Here is an 18,793-nt window from a genome sequence, read left to right as displayed (position 1 = left end):
GCGTCGACCGCGTCGAACGACTCAAATCAGGAAACGCTTTAGCCCAAAGAATCAGAGAGTTGATTCCGTGGCAAGCCCTTCGGATTCGAGTTGATTCAATTTATGTAAAAATTCGCCTGTCCGAGGCCGACGAGGACCGCTGACCGGCCTCTCACGGCTCGAAAACAGCTAAAGCATCTGCCCCAGGAATTCCTGCACATGCCGGCCCGGCTTGAAGTCGCCGATCCGCTTGATCTCCCAATGCAGGCGGATACCGGAGCGCTCCAGCACGCGCGCGCGCACCGTCTCGCCCAGAAATTCGAGGTCGTAGCCGGTGGCACTGCCGGTGTTGATCATGAAGTTGCAGTGCATCGGCGACATCTGCGCCCCGCCAATCAGCAACCCGCGACATCCGGCCTCGTCGATCTCCTTCCAGGCCGACGTTCCTTCCGGATTCTTGAAGGTGGAGCCGCCGGTCTTTTCGCGGATCGGCTGGACCGTCTCGCGATGATGCTGAACCGCATCCATCTCGGCCCTGATCCGCTCACGCTCCTCGCCATAGCCCTCGAACAGCGCCGAGGTGAAAATCAGGTCGCCGGGAGCCGAGCTGTGCCGGTAGGCATAGCCCATATCCGCGTTGGACAGAGTGTGGACATTGCCTCGCCGGTCGAGCGCTCGCACCTCGACCACCCTCTCGCGCGTCTCGACGCCATTGGCACCGGCATTCATGCGCAACGCCCCGCCGATGCAGCCCGGAATGCCGTGGTAGAAGTGGAAGCCGCCGATGCCGGCTTCCAGCGCCACCGCCGCGACGCGTTTGTCAGGCGTTGCGGCACCAGCGCGCATCTGCGTCGGCGAGATCGCTTCGGCTTCGCCGAAACCCTTGGCCGACAGCCTGACGACCACGCCGCGGATGCCGTCCTCGCGAACCAGAAGATTTGAGCCGACGCCGGCTACCATCAGCGGAATTTCTTGCGGCAGCTCCTTCAGGAACGCCGCCAGATCTGCTTCGTCGGCGGGTTGGAACAAAAGGTCGGCCGGTCCGCCGACGCGAAACCAGGTGATCTTGTCCATCTCGGCATCGGGCGTGATGCGGCCGCGCAGTCCCGCAAGCCTGTCGCCAAGTGCCGCAAGCAGCGCCTCGCCGCGCGTCATGCCGTCTCCCCGCCAAGTTCCTTCGGAAGGGCATAGGCCCACTGGGTGATATTGCCCGCGCCGAGGAAAACGACGAAGTCGCCGGGTGTTGCAATCTCGCGCACGATGGGCGCGATCGCCTGCGGGCCATCGATGTGGCGCGCGTCTCGATGGCCGCCGGCTCGAATGCGGGAGGTGAGCGTCTGTGAGTCGACGCCATCGATCGGGTCCTCGCCGGCGGCATAAACCGGAGCTACCATGATCGTATCGGCATCGTTGAAGCAGGCGGCGAAATCGTCGAAAAGATCGTGCAGGCGCGTGAAGCGGTGCGGCTGGGCAATGGCGATCACCCGCCCCTCGCAAGCATCGCGCGCCGCCTTCAACACCGCTTTGATCTCGACCGGATGGTGGCCGTAATCATCGAAAATGCTGACGCCGTTCCAGCTTCCCGTTGGGGTGAAGCGGCGCTTGACGCCGCCGAAGGACGACAAGCCTTTCCGGATGTTTTCCGGCGTAAGCCCTAGTTCGTGCGCTACGGCGATTGCAGCCGTCGCGTTGGAGACATTGTGCTTCCCAGGCATCGGCAGGCGCAGGTCGGATATCGTCGTCTCTTCGGCCGTCTTGCGATCGCGGATCACGACGTCGAAGACCGAAACCGCACCTTCCATGCGATGGCGGGCAAAGCGCACATCGGCCTGCGTGTTCTCGCCATAGGTGATGATGCGGCGGTCATCGATGCGCGAAACCAATGCCTGCACTTCGGCGTGGTCGGTGCACATCACCCCGAAACCGTAGAACGGCACATTCTCCACGAACTGGCGAAAAGCTTCCCGCACCTTGTCGAACGAGCCGTAATGGTCGAGGTGTTCCGGATCGATATTGGTGACCACGGCTATATCGGCCGGCAGCTTGAGGAAGGTGCCGTCGCTCTCGTCCGCCTCCACCACCATCCAGTCGCCGCCGCCCATGCGCGCATTGGTGCCATAGGCATTGATGATGCCACCGTTGATGACCGTCGGGTCAAGACCGCCGGCATCCAGCAACGCAGATACCATCGAGGTGGTGGTGGTCTTGCCATGCGTGCCGCCGATGGCCACGCACTGGCGAAAGCGCATCAACTCGGCCAGCATCTCGGCGCGCCGCACGATCGGCAGCAGCTTTTCGCGCGCCGCGATCAGTTCCGGATTGGACTTCTTGATCGCGGTCGAGATCACCACGACTTCGGCCTTGCCGAGATTTTCCGCGCGGTGGCCGACGAAGCATTCAATGCCCTTTTCGCGAAGCCGCTGGATATTGGCTCCATCGGACTGGTCGGAGCCCTGCACCTTGTAGCCGAGGTTGAAGAGCACCTCGGCAATGCCGCTCATGCCGATGCCGCCGATGCCGATGAAATGCACGAGGCCTATCGTCTGCTGCATCTTCATGGCTGAAAATCCTTTTTTATGTCCGCAATCGGCTTTGCGGCCGCAATAGCCTCTGTGAGGTCGGCAAGCAACCGCACTGCTTGTGGCTTTCCAACCGACCGGGCCGCCTCGGCCATTGCCGTAAGCCGTTCGGGGTTGCCGATCGCTTCGCCGATCAGGCGGGCAAGCATCTCGATTGAAAGCGTGTGCTGCGCATAGACTTCGGCACCACCGGCTGCGGCAAGGGCTGCCGCGTTCGCAGCCTGGTCATGGTCGAGCGCAAAGGGATAGGGCACGAAAAGTGCCGGCCGGCCGATCACGGCCAGTTCCGAAACGGTCGAGGCGCCGGAGCGTGAAATGACGAGGTGCGATGCGGCAATCCGCGCTGCCATATCGGTGAAGAACGGCTCCACCTCGGCCTCTATCCCGAGGTCGCGATAGGCGCCAAGCACGCGTCTCACATCCGCGATCCTCGCCTGCTGGGTGATCTTCAGGCGGCGACGCACCGGCTCGGGCAGCAGGGCGATCGCCGGCGGCACCGCATCCGAAAAGAACTGCGCGCCCTGGCTGCCGCCAAAGACCAGCAGGTTGAATGGCTGATCCGCCCCGGAAGCGACATAGGGTATTTTTGCCGCCTCGAGCACCGTCGACCGCACCGGATTGCCGGTCACCACCGTCTTTGCACCGTAGCTGCTCGCCGTTTCGTCGAGGAAGCCGCCGGCGACCGCACCGACGCGCGCGGCCAGCGCGCGGTTGGCGCGGCCCATGACGGCGTTCTGCTCATGGATGAGCGTCGGCACCTTGCGACGCGTCGCAGCAAAGAGCGGGGGCAACGTCGGATAGCCGCCAAAGCCGACAACGACCCGCGGCCTGAGCCTGCCGATAAGTTCCGACGAGCGGCGAAAGCCGCGCCAGATCGCCCAGAACGAGGCGGCAAGCTTGAAGGGATTGCGCGAGCCGAGCGTCGCGGAAGGAATGAGATGCACCTCCGTCGCCGGGAAATTCCCGGCGTAGCGGCCGGCGCGTTCATCGGTCGCGAGGTGAATTTTCCAGCCGCGCGCGATCAGCTCCTGCGCCAGCGCCTCGGCGGGAAACAGGTGGCCGCCGGTTCCGCCGGCAGCCAGTAGGGCAACATCTCTCCTCATGGCTCACTCGGCCGCGACAGCGCTGGGCAGGCCAAGGAAGCCGGGACGCTTGCGCTTTTCCGGGCGTTTGCGCGTCAGCGCCAGAACCATGCCCATGGAGATGGCGATGGCGATCAGCGACGAGCCGCCATAGGAGATGAACGGCAGGGTCATGCCCTTGGCCGGCATCAGTTGCAGGTTCACGCCCATGTTGATGACCGACTGGAAGCCGAAGACGACGACGAGACCGGCCACGGCATAGCGGGTGAAATCGTCCTGCTCCTTGAGCGCCGTATTCAGCCCGCGCAGCACGATGAAGGCAAAAAGGGCCATGATGAGCAGGCACAGAACGATGCCGAATTCCTCGCCCGCCACCGCGAAGACGAAGTCGGCATGGCTGTCCGGGATCATCCGTTTGACCGTGCCCTCGCCGGGACCGACCCCGAACCAGCCGCCATTGACCAGCGCCTCGTGGCCCATGTCGACCTGGAAGGTATCGCCCTCACCGGTCAGGAAGCGGTCGATGCGGCCGGCGACGTGCGGGAAGACCGTATAGGCCGCCACCGCGCCGCCGACGCCGAGAGCTCCGAGAACGATGATCCACAGCCAGGGCATGCCGGCCATGAAGAACATCACGCCCCAGGTTCCCAGCACCAGTATGGTCTGGCCGAGATCGGGCTGGGCGACAAGCAGCGCCACGACGAGCCCCAGCAGGATCATGGCGAAGAGATTGCCTGGAATATCGGGCTGGCGCGCATGTTCGGCAAAAAGCCAGGCGCAGACGATGACGAAGGCCGGCTTCAGGAATTCGGATGGCTGCACCGACACACCGGCAAGGGAGACCCAGCGCCGCGCGCCCTTCACCTCGACGCCGATATAGAGCGCGGCCACCATCAGCACCAACGAAAGACCAAGCATGATCAGCGCCACGCGCCGCACCCCGCGTTCCTTTAGGAAGGACACCGCGATCATCACCAACAACGCCGGAATGGTGAAAATGATCTGCCTGGTCGCGAAATGAAAGCTGTCGAGGCCGATGCGCTCGGCGACAGCCGGGCTCGCGGCGAAGGAAAGCACGATGCCAAGCCCCATCAGCGACAGGAACGCCGCCAGGAACCAGCGATCCACCGTGCGCCACCAGATCGCGACCGGGCTCGTATCGAGACGGCTTGCCATTAGCGTTCCCCTCCAATGAGCTTCATCCGATCGATGGCGCGGACCGCCTGCCTGAAGGCTTCGCCACGCACCTCGAAATTCTTGAACTGGTCGAAACTTGCGCAGGCCGGCGAAAGCAGCACGACAGCTTCGTCGGCATCGTCCTGGGCGGCGTCGCTGGCCGCATGCTCGATTGCCGCTTCCAGGGTGCCGGAGATCTCATAGGGCACGGCCTCGCCGAGCGTGGCCGAGAAGACGGGCGCTGCCTCACCGATCAGATAGGCTTTGGCGATGCGCGGAAAGAACGGGCGCAGCGGCTCGATGCCGCCCTCCTTCGGCAGGCCGCCGGCGATCCAGTAAATGCGGTTGAAGCTCGACAGCGCCGGCGCGGCCGCATCCGCATTGGTTGCTTTCGAATCGTTGATGAACAGCACATGGTCGCGTCGCCCGACCTGCTCCATGCGATGCGCAAGGCCCGGGAAGCTTTCCAGCCCCGACTGGATCTCGCCGAGATCGAGCCCGATGCGCAGGCACGCGGTAACTGCGGCGAGCGCGTTTTGCGCATTGTGCTGGCCGCGCAGCGAGCCGATGCCTTCGAGAAAGGCGATACGGCTGTAGCGGCCATGCCTTGCCTCCATCAGGTCGGTGCCGTCGGCGAAATAGCCGTCGGTAAGCGGCAGCCGCTTGGAAATGCGGATGACGTCCTTACCGGCCTTTTCCAGCCGGTCGGCGATCTGGGCGCAATAGATGTCGTCGACGCCGATGATCGCCGTTTCGCTGCCGGCGACCAGCCGCTCCTTGATCGAAGCGTAGTGCTGCATCGTGCCGTGGCGGTCGAGATGATCCGGCGTCAGATTGAGCAGGATGCCGGCAGTCGGGTTGATCGAAGGAGCGAGGTCGATCTGGTAGGAGGAGCACTCGACGATGTAGTTGCGCGTCGTCTCGGGCGGATCGAGCGTCATCACCGCGCGGCCGATATTGCCGCCCATCTGCGCATCACGGCCGGATGCCTTGATGATATGGGCGGTAAGCGCTGTCGTCGTCGACTTGCCGTTGGTGCCGGTAATGGCGATGAACGGCGCATCGGGCGCGCCCGCCCGGCGCTCGCGCGAAAACAGTTCCACGTCGCCGATGACTTCGACGCCGGCGCTGCGCGCCAGTTCGACGGTCCAATGCGGTTTCGGATGGGTCAGCGGCACGCCGGGCGACAGCACGAATGATGAAAAGCCGCTCCAGTCCGCCTGCCGCAGATCGCCCGTCGCAATGCCGTGGGTCTCGGCATTGGCGACGCTTTCGGGATTGTCGTCCCACGCCAGCACCTTGGCGCCGCCTTCGATCAGAGCGCGCGCCGTTGCTATTCCCGAATCGCCCAGTCCGAAGAGCGCTACGTGTCTGCCGCTCAGCGAGCGCGCTGGTACCATCGAAAACCCCTAGCGAAGTTTCAAGGTCGAAAGGCCGACCAGGGCAAGAATGACGGCGACGATCCAGAACCGGATCACCACCTGGCTTTCCGTCCAGCCGAGTTTCTCGAAATGGTGATGGATCGGTGCCATCAGGAACACGCGCTTGCCTGTCATCTTGAAGAAGCCGACCTGGATGATGACCGACAGCGCCTCGACCACGAACAGGCCGCCGATGATGGCAAGCACGATCTCATGCTTGGTGGCGACCGCGATCGTGCCGATCAGGCCGCCCATCGCCAGCGAACCGGTATCGCCCATGAAGATGGCCGCAGGCGGCGCGTTGAACCAGAGAAAGCCAAGGCCGGCGCCGATGACCGCGCCGAGGATCACCGCGAGCTCGCCTGTGCCCGGCACAAAATGAATCTGGAGATATTCGGCGAATACCGCGTTACCCGAGAGATAGGCGATGACGCCGAAGGATGCGGCCGCGATCATGATCGGGACGATCGCCAGGCCGTCCAGCCCGTCGGTCAGGTTGACGGCGTTGCCAGCCCCCACGATGACGATGCAGGCAAACGGGATGAAGAACCATCCGAGATTGATCAGGAGGTCCTTGAAGAAAGGAAATGTCAGCGACGAGGAAAACGGCTCCTGCCCCGCATGCATGATCGTCCACGCGGCGATGCCCGCGATGACGAACTCGATCGCCAGCCGCGCCTTGCCGGAAACGCCGAGATGCGACTGCTTGGTCACCTTCAGGTAGTCGTCATAGAAGCCTATGGCGCCGAAGCCGAGCGTCACCAGCAGCACGACCCAGACATAGATGCTGGTGATGTTGGCCCAAAGAAGCGACGAGCCGACGATGCCGGAAATGATCATCAGCCCGCCCATGGTCGGCGTGCCGGCCTTCTTGAAATGGGTCTGCGGCCCGTCGGCGCGGATCGGCTGGCCCTTGCCTTGCCGGATGCGCAGCGAGTCGATGATCATCGGTCCGAAAATGAAGACGATCAGCGCCGATGTGATCAGCGCGCCACCGGTACGGAAGGTTATGTAGCGGAAGATATTGAAGACGGAGAGATAATCCGCGAAATCCACCAGTAGCGTCAGCATTCCCCAGAGCCTTTCCCCGCCCGCTATCAGGCTTTTGTCGCGATTCCGGCGCGTGCCGGAAAATTTGCCGTCAATGCATCGATCAGTTTCGAAAAACCGATCCCCTTCGATGACTTGACCATTATTACGTCGCCCGGCCGGATCGCCGTCATCAGCGCCGGCTTCAGAGCCTCGACATCGGACCGGTATTCCACGCCGAGGTCGCTGGGCAAAATATCGGCCAGAACCTTCATCTCCGGCCCTGCCAGGAAAACGAGATCCGTACTTGTCTCGGTGATCAACTCGGCCAGCCCCGCATGCAACTTCGGCGCATGCTGGCCGAGTTCCAGCATGTCGCCGAGCACGGCGATGCGACGCCCCTCGCGCGACGGCGGCGTTGCGTCCAGCAGCTTGATCGCCGCCTGCATGGAAGCCGGATTGGCATTGTAGCTCTCGTCGATCAGCGTGAACGGCCCGTCGGGATGACTAAGCGTATGGCGCTGGCCCCGGCCACGTTCAGGCTGCAGATCCTCCAGCGCCAACGCCACTTTGGTGACATCGGCTCCCGCGAGTTGCGCTGCGCCGAGCACGGCAAGCACGTTCTGGACGACATGGCGGCCGGGTGCCCCGATCTTTGCGGCGACCTCCTGCCCGGCAACCTTGGCGGTCATGATCGAATGATCGGCATGAAGCACGAAATTCGTCAGCTTCACCTGCGCTCGTGCATTCTCTCCGAAGCCGACGATATGTTCGACGCTTGCGTCGCGCGCAAGTCTTTCGAGCAGCTTGAAGCGGGCATCGTCGCGATTAAGCAGCGCCGCGCCCCCGGGCTCGAGACCCTCGAATATCTCGGCCTTGGCCCGTGCAATGTCGTCAAGGCTGCGGAAATGGCCGAGATGCGCCGCGGCTATCAGTGTGATGACCGCGACATGCGGCCGGACCATCTTCACCAGCGGGCGAATCTCGCCCTCATGGTTCATGCCGATCTCGAAAATGGCGTAGTCGCAGTCCTGCGGCATGCGCGCCAAGGTCAGGGGCACGCCCCAATGATTGTTGAACGACTTGTCCGACGCATGAACCTTGCCCACGGAGGAGAGACCGTGGCGAAGCGCCTCCTTGGTGCTGGTCTTGCCGACGGAACCGGTGATCGCAATCACCTTGGCCTTCGTGCGCTCCCGCGCGGCGACGCCTGCCTTCTCCAATGCCGCCAGCACATCCGGCACCACGATCATCGGTGCTGTCAGCCGGCCCAGTCCCGGCAGCTTTCCCTCGGCCACCACCAAAAGCGCGGCACCGGCCTTGACCGCGGCGGTCGCGAAGTCGTGACCGTCCATCGTGTCGCCCTTGATGGCGAAAAACGCCTCGCCCGGCTGCAGGCTGCGGCTGTCGATCGAAATGCCGGTGACGCCCTCCGGCATCTGTCCAACCGGCCGACCGGCCACGGCGGAGACAAGTGCATCCGAGGTCCAAAGCAAGCTCATGCAACCGGCTCCTTCAGCGCCCGCCGCACCTCCTCATGGTCCGAAAACGGAAAAGTCTCGGTGCCGATCGTCTGGCCCTCCTCGTGGCCTTTGCCGGCGATGATCAGCGTGTCGCCGGCATTGAGCATGGACACCGCCTCGACGATTGCCGCGCGGCGATCCGTAATCTCGATAGCGCCCGGCGCCGCAGCCAGGATGGCCGCCCGGATCGTTTCCGGCACTTCCGAGCGAGGGTTGTCATCGGTGACGATGGTCACGTCGGCAAGCCGCGTTGCGATCTCGCCCATGATCGGCCGTTTGCCCCGGTCCCGGTCGCCGCCGCAGCCGAATACCACGATCACCCTTCCGGTGGTGAAAGGGCGCACCGATGCCAGCACGTTCTCCAGCGCATCGGGCTTATGAGCATAGTCGACATAGACCGGCGCGCCATTAGCCGAAGTGCCGACCAGTTCGAGCCGGCCGGGGGCGCCGTTGAGCTTCTCGAGCGCCGGGAGTGCTTGTCCGGCTGCACTTCCCGTCGCCATGGCCAACCCCGCCGCCACCAGCGCGTTGGAAACCTGGAAATCGCCTGCAAGCGGCAGGTCGATCTCGTAAATGACGCCGTCGGCCTCGATCTCGGCGCGCTGGCGGAAGCGCTCATGCTCCACGCGCTTCAGGCGGAGGAAATCGCCGTGCCGTCCGACGGTCAGAACCTTGAGACCGGCGGCGCGCGCGGCTGTGATCGTGGGTTGCGACCATGGATCGTCGGCAAAGATCACCGCCGGCGCGCCCCTAGGCAGCAGCGTGTCGAACAGGCGCAGCTTGGCGCGATGATACTCTTCCACCGTCGGATGATAATCCATGTGGTCGCGGCCGAGATTGGTGAAGCCGCCGGCGGCAAGCCGCACACCGTCAAGGCGGCGCTGGTCGAGGCCGTGGCTGGAGGCCTCCATCGCGCCATGCGTGACGCCCGCCGCCGCAAGCTCGGCCAGCAGGCGATGCAGTTCCACCGGATCAGGCGTGGTCAGCGAGCCGTATTCGTTGCGCCCCGGCGCCACCACGCCGGTGGTGCCGATGCTGGCCGCCGAAAGGCCGGCTTGTTGCCAGATCTGGCGGGTGAAAGCGGCGACCGAGGTCTTGCCGCTGGTGCCGGTGACGGCAACCATGGTTTGCGGCTGCCTGCCGGCAAAGCGTGCCGCAAGCAGCGCCAGGGCGCGCCGCGGGTCGTCGGAGGCGATCATCGGGATGGAGATGGATGGAAGAGAAGCGCCGCTTGCCGCCACAATTGCGACAGCGCCTCGCTTTTCGGCCTCGGTCGCAAAACTCGCCCCGTCAGCCTTGCTTCCCGCCAGGGCCACGAAAATATCGCCCTGTTTCACCCGGCGCGAATCCGCCGTTACGCCGGCCGCTTCCGGATTGGCGGAAGCCGTTTGCGCGGCAGGCAGGATATCGGCAAGGTCATTCAGTTTCATCGAGGGTCTGCTGCCACAACAAATGGTGTCACAAACAAATGGCGCGCTCTGCCGGCGCGCCATGCGAATCATTGGTAGGAAACCAGCTTTGCCTCATTTTCATGGCCGAAATCTGGCTTCACGCCAAGGAATGATGCAGAGCGTCTGATGATATTGGCGACCACCGGCGCCGCATTCAGGCCCGACGTGGCGGCCATGCCCGGCTTTTCCGGCTTCGGCTCGTCGATGATGCTGAGGACGATATATTGCGGGTCGTCCATCGGAAATGCGGCGAGAAACGCGTTGAAGCGAACATTGGAGGCATAGCGGCCATTCACGACCTTTTCGGCCGTCCCGGTCTTGCCGCCGACGCGGTAGCCCGGCACCTCGGCGCGCTTGCCGGAGCCCTTCTCGGCGTTCAGGCGATAGAGATAGCGCATATCGGCGCTGGTCTGCGGGCTGATCACCTGTTTCGACTGGGCCAGCGCCTCCTCTTCCGTGCGCGGCAGGAAGGTCGGGTTCATCAGCCGACCGCCGTTCATGAGCGCAGCCGCTCCCACCGCCGTCTGCAATGGCGTCGTCGACATGCCGTGGCCGAAGGAAATGGTGATCGAATGCACCTTCTTCCAGACCTTGGGTTCGGTCGGTCGGGCAACTTCCGGAAGCTCGGTCTCCATGCGGTCGAGCAGGCCGATGCGCTTGAGGAACTCGCGGTGCCCTTCGATGCCGACGACATCGGCTTCGCGCGCCGAGCCTATGTTCGAGGAATAGATGAACACTTCCGGCACGGTCAGCACCCTGCCCTTGCCGTGGAAGTCGCGGATCGTCTGCCGCCCGATGGTGATCGGCTTGCGGGCGTCGAAGGTACTGTTGAGGTCGACCTTGCCGGAATCAAGCGCCATCGCCGTGGTGAAGCTCTTGATGGTGGAGCCCATCTCGTAAACACCCGCCGACATTCGGTTCAGCCTGTCCTTGTCGAGTGCGTTCTTCGGATTGTTCGGGTTGTAATCCGGCACCGAGGCCATAGCCATGATCTCGCCGGTCTTGGCGTTGAGCACCACGGCGCCAGCGGCGATCGCGTGGTATTTCTCCATCGCGCGCGTGATTTCGTCATGGACGATATGCTGCACCCTTATGTCGATCGACAGCTTCACTGGCTTCAGATTGTCGGGACCGACAAGACCGGTGGCGCGCAAATCGGCCAGTCCCTGGTCGTCGATGTATTTTTCCATACCGGCAATGCCCTGATTGTCGATATTGGTCAGGCCCAGTATGTGCGAGGCGGTTTCGCCGCCCGGATAGAAGCGTCGCTTCTCCGTGCGGAAGCCGATGCCGGGCAGGCCGAGTTGCATGATGTCGTTCTGCTGCTTGGGCGTGAGCTGGCGCTTCAGCCAGACAAAGCCCGCACCGTTCTTGAGCTTGTGATAGGTCTGCTCGACCTCGATATCGGGCAGCACCGTTTGCAGTTTCTCGATCACCTCGTCGGCGTCGACGATGCGGCGCGGCTCGGCAAAGAGCGATGCCGTCTTGATGTCAGTCGCCAGGACCTCGCCATTGCGGTCGAGTATGTCAGGACGCGATGCGGTGATGCGCGAAACCGGGCCGCTCGCCTCCTCCGGCTCCTGAAGGGCGAGATAGACGAGCCGTCCGGCAATCGTCGAATAGATGCCGAAAAACACCGCCATGGTCATGACGACGCGGTTTTTCGCCCGGCCGCCGGTCGACTTGCGGGCGCCCTCGACGACAATCGACGCGCTCGCGCCTGCTTCGTCCGTCCTGCGTCTACGCAACAGCTTCATCATTGAACGACGGCTCCCGTCACGGTTGCATCGGTGCCGCTGTCGGCCATGCCGCCAAGGCGCTGCGTGGAGAAATCCGGAATATCGACCGGGCGCGCCGGCAGATCGTCGAGGTTGACGATCTGCCGCGCCTCGACCGGCTGCAGTTGAAGCTGATCCTGATAGATTTCCGACAGTCTCTGTAGCCGCGATGGTTGAGTGAGCAGGCTCCAGTCCGCCTTCAGCAGATCGATCGAATTTTCTTCGAAGCGGATTTGCTGCTCGATCTTGCGAACGGCTGAAAGCTGGTTCTCGGCGTCGTGCTTGGTCTTGTAGGTAAAGGCGGCCGCCGAAACCATGAGTGCAATCAGCACGATATCGCTGGTTCGAAACATTTGACTCCTACCTCTCATGGCGGACTTCCGGCAGCTTGGGCAGCCCGAAGATGGAAAGATCGGCGGCGCCGGCAGGCGCATCGGTGCGGATCGCGGCGCGAAGCTTGGCCGAACGTGCGCGCGGATTGGCTTCGATCTCGGCCTCCGAAGGGCCGACCGCGCCGCCGGCCTTGTCGAACCTAGCCGTCCTGATCTGCGTCTGCGGCAAGTGGCGGGAGCCGGCCACATTGCCCGACCTGTCGGCTATGAAGCGCTTGACGATGCGGTCCTCCAGCGAATGGAAGGTGACGACGACGAGCCGTCCGCCGGGCTTCAGCGCGCGCTCGGCCGCAAACAGCGCCTGCGCCAGCTCGCCCAGTTCGTCATTGACGAAAATCCGCAGCGCCTGGAAAACCCTCGTAGCGGGATGAATCTTGTCCTTGGGATTGCGCCCGATGTGATCGGCGATCGCCTCTGCCAGGTCGCGCGTGCGTTCGAATGGTCGGGTCGCGCGGCGCTTCTCGATCATTCGGGCAATACGCCCGGCATGCCGCTCCTCGCCGAGGAATCCAAAGATGCGGGCGAGATCTCCGGCCTTGAAGCGGTTCACGACATCGGCCGCGCTCATGCCCGCCTTGGCCATGCGCATATCGAGCGGCCCATCGGCGCGAAAGGAAAATCCGCGCTCGCCCTGATCGAGTTGCATGGAGGAAACGCCGATATCGAGCACGACGCCGTCGACCTCACGTGCATATTCGTCGAGACGGGAAAACGGCCCATGGATCAGACGCAGCTTTCCGCCCGAACCAGTTTCCAGCTCGCGGCCCGCTGCAATCGCATCGGGGTCGCGGTCGATCGCCACCACCGCTGCACCCCGGCCAAGCAGTGCTCGTGTATAGCCGCCGGCGCCGAACGTACCGTCGATGATGGTGTCGCCCGCCTGCGGCGCAAGCGCAGCAATCACTTCATCGAGGAGTACCGGAATGTGACGGGCTGGACCGTCACCCGGTCCAGCGTTTTCGCTGCGGGAGGCCATCATTGCGCCTGCTCCATCAGCCTTGGGTCTGCGCCCTGCCGCAGCTTCAAAAGCCGTTCCCGCACCTGCGCACCATAAGCGCGCAAACGCTCCGGCTCCCACATCTGGAAGAAATGGCCGCGCCCGACAAAGGCCACCTCCGAAGAAATGCCCGTATGCTCGCGCATGAAGTCCGTCACCGTGATGCGACCGTCCTGATCGAGCTTCAGGAACATCCCGTCGCCATGGCAGAAGAAGGACATGTCGTCCGCCGTTTGCAGGAAGGGATCCTCCAGCGCAATGCGCTGCTCGTAGCGGTCGAGCAGATCGAGCCCGCCGACGTCCAGCGTCGGGATGTCCAAAGCGCGCAGCGCGTAAAGTTCCGAATAGCCGCGCTTCTGCACCACGCCGCGAAAATGCGCAGGAACGGAAACCCTGCCCTTGGCGTCGATCCTGTTCACCGCATTTGAGAGAAAACGGTCCATGACCCGTTACAACCGTCCCCTTGATGGCTGTTGCCGTTGCGCCCTGCGCGCGGTCCGCACGAACCGGCATCGCATCCCCGTCTTCGTTTTCGCATGCAATGAAACGCCCTCGCGCAGCCGCTGCGACTGTGCGTTCGGGGGACGCGGCACCCGGACCTGAAACAAAGCCTTGAGTATGCGGATGGGATAACATGGGCCAGGATGGGCGTCAACGGGAACAGGCATCGGAACAGCCATATCGAGGTTCGCTCACGCGCCTTTCGTGGCCTTGCTGTCTTTATCCTCCATTAAGCTTAACGAGCGGTTATTGAAGGCTTGGCGCCGCCGCGAGCGCAACACGCCACTTTTTCCGAGCCCGTCGAGAGCGCGAACACTTTGCATTGGCTGCGCGCCTGTTTTGGAAAATAGATTCTGATTTTGGAGCCTACCCAGTAGACTAATCACCCTTGCTCAAGGTCAAGGACAGGAATAGCGTTGATAAAATCAACCTTCCCGCCCGAAAGACCAAATAGACATGTCCGAGACACTTCAATCGCGCGCTGCAACGCTTGCCCATCTGCGCGGCAGAACCCTTCAAAGGGGTGAGTCCGTTCCTCTGCCGCTCATCACGGCCGCGACGTTCCACGCGCCGGGCGATTCAACCGGCTTCCATCAATATGGTCGCTTCTCCAACCCGACCTGGGATGCGGTCGAGGAAATGCTTGCCCATCTCGAGGATGCGCCCTGCATCGCCTTTCCCTCCGGCATGGCCGCAATTGCCGCCGTGTTTTTCACGCTCTTGAAGTCGGGCGATCACATTCTGCTGCCGGCCGATGGTTATCCAACCGGCCGCGGCCTGGTCGAGCGTTATCTGGGCAAGCTTGGCGTCACCTTCGACACACGCCCGACGGCAACTTTTCTTGACGGCGGCTTTGCCGGCTATCGGCTGGTGTTCATCGAGACTCCGTCGAACCCGGCGCTCGACATTTGCGACATCGCGGCTGTCGCCGAGGCCGCCCATGCCAAGGGCGCAATCGTGGTGGCCGATAACACGACGATGACGCCTTTCGGCCAGCGTCCGCTCGACCTTGGCGTCGACATTCTGGTCGCCGCCGATACCAAGGCGCCAAACGGCCATTCGGACGCGCTTTTTGGCCATGTCGCCAGCCGTGACGCGGACATCATCGCAGCCATAAAGGATTGGCGTCAAACATCCGGCAGTATACCTGGCGCGCTGGATGCCTGGCTGGTGCACCGCGGGCTTGAGACGTTGGAACTGCGTTTTGAGCGCATGTGCAACACGGCGGAGGTCATTGCCGAGCGCCTGAAAGGCCACAAGGCGCTTGAGGCGGTCCGCTACCCCGGACTGGAGGACGATCCCTCGCACAATCTCGCCCGCTCCCAGATGGAACGCTTCGGCTTCCTGATCAGCGTCGTGCTGGGCTCGGAAGACGAGGCCGAGAACTTCATCAACGGCTGCAAGCTGATGCAGGCCGCCACCTCCTTCGGCAGCGTGCACACCTCGGCCGAACGCCGCACGCGCCGCGGCGACGCCGTGCCGCCGGGCTTCGTTCGCATCGCCATTGGCTGTGAACCCGTCGAGGAATTGTGGACGGCCATCAAGGAGTCGCTGGATCGAGTTGCCGGATGACGCCGGCTCCATTCGGATCCTGGCTCTATCTAGACCCGTTTGAATCAAAGTTGCAGGAAATTCTCGCAACGATTTGAAATAAAAGAACTATGCCAGCCAGCCTGTAAGCCGGGTTCTGTATGGCCCCTGCCCCTTGCGGCGCAGGAACGTGGCGACCATTCGTCTTGGACGCATGTTGCCATGCGCCTCACGCAACCTACCCGGACGGCGAGGCCGGAAACAGCCCTGAGGGTTTCCCCCTCATACCATCCCTATTCGGTTTTGCTCCCGGTGGGGTTTACCGTGCCGCTCCTGTTGCCAGTCGCGCGGTGGGCTCTTACCCCACCCTTTCACCCTTGCCGCGCATGCCGAAGCATGAGCGGCGGTTTGCTTTCTGTGGCACTTTCCCTGGGGTCGCCCCCGCCGGTCGTTATCCGGCACCGTGTTTCCATGGAGCCCGGACTTTCCTCACCCGCAGCCTTTCGGCTCTTGCTGGTGCGGCCGCCCGGCCAGCTGGCACCCCTGTATAAAGGGATTCATCGCCGAAAACGCAAATGAAAAAACCGGGGTGCCGTCCGACGCTCGTTCAAATGCTGCGGCAGCGGCTCAATTGGCGGCCAAATGCTGCTTGACCTTGCCGCAATAGGCCGACGACACCGGGTTCATGCGCTTGGCCGCATGACCGGCATTGTATTTCAAGATGGTGCCGCAAGTCGTCCCGCCGCCGAGCGAATGTGCCTTGGCGAGGTACTTCATCCCATACTTGATATTGGTTTCGGGATTGAACAATCCCTTGACGCTGCCCGTATATCCCATCATGCGGGCGGTCGCCGGCTTGATCTGCATGAGGCCGATTTCGCCGGCCTTGCCCCGCGCGCCTGGACGGTAGTTGCTTTCGACCTTGATCACCGCATGGGCAAGTGACGCCGGTATGCCGTAGGACGCCGCATAGCGCGCAACAATCGTGCCGTAGCGAAGGCCGGCTTTCTCGCCTGCCTCGACGCCCTTGGACTCGGTCTGCGTCAAGTCGAGCTCCGTCTTTTTCGTCAAAGCCGTTTTCTTGGCGGAGGAGCTCTTCGCCTGCGCAGCGCCTTTCAGTGCAACCTTTTCTTCCGCCTTGGCGTTAAGGGAGGCCGGCAGGGCTTTGGTCGGCGTTTTAGTTTTTTCGGAAGAGGAAGATTTGGTGAGGCCCGGCTGAGCTCTCGAACTTTGCGGTGCCTGCGCATAGGCAGAACAATTTATCAAGGCGGCAGCAAATACCGCCGACACACAGGTCAAAATCTTCATGTTTACCTTATCTGTTTTTGGCCACACGAAAACTATTCGCGCGGCAGCCCTGCTCGACGCGAAGCCGTATCTCCACAGCTCTCGATATTCACGCGGAAGGATTTGACGAGCGATTTGGCGACAATGAAGGCCGCTAAAATCACTTTCCGTAACGAAGTGAAATTTACTTCCTGGGAGGATAGGGCTTAGGCCAACTCGCGCGGAAGCAGCGACAGCAATCGCCTGAGCGTCTCAACGGTTGCAGGGTCGGCGACACCGTCGACGTGGCTCGGATGGAAATGGCGTTGGAAGGCCGCCACCGTCGTTTGCGTCTGCTGGTCGAAGATACCAGTGATTTCAACGCCGTAACCGTAGAGAGCCAGCACCGATTGTAGCGCCTCGACCGGCTGCCCCTGCGCGCCGGGCGCCAGCACGGGGCCTTTGCGCACCCGCGCCGGCTCGATGAAATGCCCGACTCCGGCGCAGGCAAGCGCCTTCCACGGGAATTTTTCGCCCGGATCGATCTTGCGACCAGGTGCCACATCAGAATGCGCTAAAATCCGCTCAGGCAATATCGAATGGCGCTCGACTATGCCCCGGCAGAGGGCAATTACGGCATCAATTTGGCACTTCGGGAAGTCCGGATAGCCTAATTCATGGCCCGGATTGACAATCTCGATACCCACCGAAAGCGAATTTATGTCGACCTGCCCGCGCCATGAACTCTTGCCGGCGTGCCAGGCGCGATCGCTCTCGCGCACCATTTGCACGATATGACCGTCCTCATGAACCAGGTAGTGCGACGACACTTCGCTTGCGGGATCGCAAAGCCTGGCCTGGGCGCCCTTGCCCGTGGGCATCCCGGTGTAGTGGAGAACGATCATGTCCGGCCGTTCGATGCCGCGCCGGGGATTGAAATTCGGCGATACGCAAACTTCGGCGCCGGGATGGTCGGGCCGGAACCCGCTCATGCGGCCTGCGCCGTCCGCTCGATCAGCGCATAAGCGGCATTGATCGCCGCCATCCTTGTCGTGGCGATCTTGATGAATTCCTCCGGCAACCCGCGCGCGATCAGACGATCAGGATGGTTGTTGGCGGCAAGCTTGCGATAGTGCTTGCGCACATCCTCGAACGGCCTGCCGCGTTCGATACCGAGCACGACATACGGGTCGGCTTGGCCGAGATCCAGATGCCGGGCAAGTATCGTCTGAAAGTGCTCGTCCTCGATGCGGAAGATTTCGGCGACGCGCCTGAGAAAACCGCATTCGCGCTCATGCAGCATGCCGTCGGCCTTGGCGATATGGAACAGCCCGTCGATGATGTCTTCCAGCATCGCGCAATTGCGGTGCCCCGAACCGCATAGCTTCGCCATGCGCTCCGCATAGGCCTCGAAGCCGGCTACATCCGCTCTGGCCAGATCGTAAAGGCGCGCGACATTGCGCGCCTCCTCCGGCGGCACCTCGAATATTTCGCGGAAGGCACGGATTTCGTCCTGCGTCACAACGCCGTCCGCCTTGGCCATCTTGGCCGAAAGCGCGATCATCGCGACAGAAAAGGCGACGCGGCGACGCAACTCGGCGTCGCCCGCAAACACCGTGCGCACAGCCTCCGTCATCTCCGCGACGCTTGAGATTGCGGAGGTTGAAACGCGTGAGAGGAATTCGCCTATGCGGCCCCAAATCGACATGCGCCGCCTTTTAAAGCGAAACTCTGTGATTTGCGAGCCGCAATCGCGTGTCCTCACTTGAACATAGGTCCTCGTCGCTGTTCTCGAACATAAAAAAGGCCGGGCAGAAACCCGACCTTGCGGCAGCCTGAACGCTGCTGAAGAGGCTACTATCCCCCTGAAGAAACCAACGTTCCTACTGTGCCGGAGCCGCTGGCTCAGTCTGCGTGCTGCCGCCAGTACCGGTATCTGGTGTCGTTTCAGGTGCGGCAGCCGGTGGGGTGGTTTCTTCAGCCGGCGGGTTGGTGCTCTGCGTCGTGGTGTTGTCGGTCGCATCATTGCATGCGGCAAGACCGAGCAAGGCCACGGCCGAAACGGACGCGAGAATGAGTTTCTTCATGA

General features: G+C 62.6%; 17 protein-coding genes and 1 other RNA gene. 1 reads left to right on the top strand and 17 read right to left on the bottom strand.

Translation table 11 applies throughout. The annotated features are described in order from the left end of the window. Positions 1-168 precede the first annotated feature (168 nt). From murB to mraZ, 12 genes are all read right to left on the bottom strand, one after another. Positions 169-1,134: a UDP-N-acetylmuramate dehydrogenase gene (murB, locus tag ACLKMW_RS00710; RefSeq protein WP_415722451.1), complete on the bottom strand. Its 966-nt coding sequence runs from the start codon at positions 1,132-1,134 to the stop codon at positions 169-171. Further along, the gene (murC, locus tag ACLKMW_RS00705) at positions 1,131-2,537 is read right to left on the bottom strand and encodes a UDP-N-acetylmuramate--L-alanine ligase (protein ID WP_415722450.1); all 1,407 of its coding nucleotides are present in this window, start codon (positions 2,535-2,537) and stop codon (positions 1,131-1,133) included. The genes murB and murC overlap by 4 nt, the downstream gene beginning before the upstream one ends. Then, positions 2,534-3,661 (bottom strand): undecaprenyldiphospho-muramoylpentapeptide beta-N-acetylglucosaminyltransferase, encoded by a 1,128-nt coding sequence (murG, locus tag ACLKMW_RS00700; protein WP_415722449.1) that lies wholly within the window; start codon positions 3,659-3,661, stop codon positions 2,534-2,536. The genes murC and murG overlap by 4 nt, the downstream gene beginning before the upstream one ends. A 3-nt stretch (positions 3,662-3,664) precedes the next feature. After that, positions 3,665-4,816: a putative lipid II flippase FtsW gene (gene ftsW / locus ACLKMW_RS00695; RefSeq protein WP_415722448.1), complete on the bottom strand. Its 1,152-nt coding sequence runs from the start codon at positions 4,814-4,816 to the stop codon at positions 3,665-3,667. Further along, entirely contained in the window at positions 4,816-6,216 is a 1,401-nt protein-coding gene (gene murD, locus ACLKMW_RS00690) for a UDP-N-acetylmuramoyl-L-alanine--D-glutamate ligase (RefSeq protein WP_415722447.1), read from the bottom strand. The genes ftsW and murD overlap by 1 nt, the downstream gene beginning before the upstream one ends. A gap of 9 nt (positions 6,217-6,225) precedes the next feature. Continuing rightward, positions 6,226-7,308 carry a phospho-N-acetylmuramoyl-pentapeptide-transferase gene (gene mraY / locus ACLKMW_RS00685; RefSeq protein ID WP_415722446.1) on the bottom strand — a complete coding sequence of 361 codons (1,083 nt, stop codon included), beginning with the start codon at positions 7,306-7,308 and terminating at the stop codon, positions 6,226-6,228. 26 nt (positions 7,309-7,334) lie between these two features. Beyond that, positions 7,335-8,768, bottom strand: a complete 1,434-nt coding sequence (locus ACLKMW_RS00680; RefSeq protein WP_415722445.1) for a UDP-N-acetylmuramoylalanyl-D-glutamyl-2,6-diaminopimelate--D-alanyl-D-alanine ligase — start codon at positions 8,766-8,768, stop codon at positions 7,335-7,337. Then, positions 8,765-10,219, bottom strand: a complete 1,455-nt coding sequence (locus tag ACLKMW_RS00675; protein WP_415722444.1) for a UDP-N-acetylmuramoyl-L-alanyl-D-glutamate--2,6-diaminopimelate ligase — start codon at positions 10,217-10,219, stop codon at positions 8,765-8,767. Before ACLKMW_RS00675 ends, ACLKMW_RS00680 begins: the two co-directional genes overlap by 4 nt. Positions 10,220-10,287: 68 nt before the next feature. Further along, a complete protein-coding gene (locus tag ACLKMW_RS00670) occupies positions 10,288-12,000 on the bottom strand; it encodes a peptidoglycan D,D-transpeptidase FtsI family protein (RefSeq protein ID WP_415722443.1) in 1,713 nt (570 codons plus the stop codon). Next, positions 11,997-12,371 carry a cell division protein FtsL gene (ftsL, locus tag ACLKMW_RS00665; protein ID WP_415722442.1) on the bottom strand — a complete coding sequence of 125 codons (375 nt, stop codon included), beginning with the start codon at positions 12,369-12,371 and terminating at the stop codon, positions 11,997-11,999. Before ftsL ends, ACLKMW_RS00670 begins: the two co-directional genes overlap by 4 nt. A gap of 7 nt (positions 12,372-12,378) precedes the next feature. After that, positions 12,379-13,389 carry a 16S rRNA (cytosine(1402)-N(4))-methyltransferase RsmH gene (gene rsmH / locus ACLKMW_RS00660; RefSeq protein ID WP_415722441.1) on the bottom strand — a complete coding sequence of 337 codons (1,011 nt, stop codon included), beginning with the start codon at positions 13,387-13,389 and terminating at the stop codon, positions 12,379-12,381. Further along, on the bottom strand, positions 13,386-13,850 hold the full coding sequence (mraZ, locus tag ACLKMW_RS00655; protein WP_415722440.1) for a division/cell wall cluster transcriptional repressor MraZ: 465 nt from the start codon (positions 13,848-13,850) through the stop codon (positions 13,386-13,388). Before mraZ ends, rsmH begins: the two co-directional genes overlap by 4 nt. A 514-nt stretch (positions 13,851-14,364) precedes the next feature. Between mraZ and ACLKMW_RS00650 the strand changes: the two genes are divergently transcribed. Continuing rightward, the gene (locus ACLKMW_RS00650; RefSeq protein ID WP_415722439.1) at positions 14,365-15,480 is read left to right on the top strand and encodes a cystathionine gamma-lyase; all 1,116 of its coding nucleotides are present in this window, start codon (positions 14,365-14,367) and stop codon (positions 15,478-15,480) included. An 88-nt stretch (positions 15,481-15,568) separates the two neighbouring features. Here ACLKMW_RS00650 and rnpB read toward each other — a convergent pair. From rnpB to ACLKMW_RS00625, 5 genes are all read right to left on the bottom strand, one after another. Beyond that, an RNA gene (rnpB, locus tag ACLKMW_RS00645) (RNase P RNA component class A) lies at positions 15,569-15,976 on the bottom strand. 89 nt (positions 15,977-16,065) lie between these two features. Next, positions 16,066-16,746 carry a lytic transglycosylase domain-containing protein gene (locus ACLKMW_RS00640; protein ID WP_415722438.1) on the bottom strand — a complete coding sequence of 227 codons (681 nt, stop codon included), beginning with the start codon at positions 16,744-16,746 and terminating at the stop codon, positions 16,066-16,068. 185 nt (positions 16,747-16,931) lie between these two features. Further along, entirely contained in the window at positions 16,932-17,696 is a 765-nt protein-coding gene (locus tag ACLKMW_RS00635; protein ID WP_415722437.1) for a peptidoglycan recognition protein family protein, read from the bottom strand. Next, on the bottom strand, positions 17,693-18,412 hold the full coding sequence (locus tag ACLKMW_RS00630) for a TerB family tellurite resistance protein (RefSeq protein ID WP_415722436.1): 720 nt from the start codon (positions 18,410-18,412) through the stop codon (positions 17,693-17,695). Before ACLKMW_RS00630 ends, ACLKMW_RS00635 begins: the two co-directional genes overlap by 4 nt. A gap of 175 nt (positions 18,413-18,587) precedes the next feature. Further along, the gene (locus tag ACLKMW_RS00625; protein WP_415722435.1) at positions 18,588-18,791 is read right to left on the bottom strand and encodes a hypothetical protein; all 204 of its coding nucleotides are present in this window, start codon (positions 18,789-18,791) and stop codon (positions 18,588-18,590) included. Positions 18,792-18,793 lie beyond the last annotated feature (2 nt).

This window comes from Borborobacter xinjiangensis (assembly GCF_047739745.1).
GTDB lineage: Bacteria > Pseudomonadota > Alphaproteobacteria > Rhizobiales > Rhizobiaceae > Pseudaminobacter.
The sequence above is the reverse complement of the archived record's forward strand: the minus strand, read 5'-3'. Positions and strand labels throughout refer to the sequence as shown.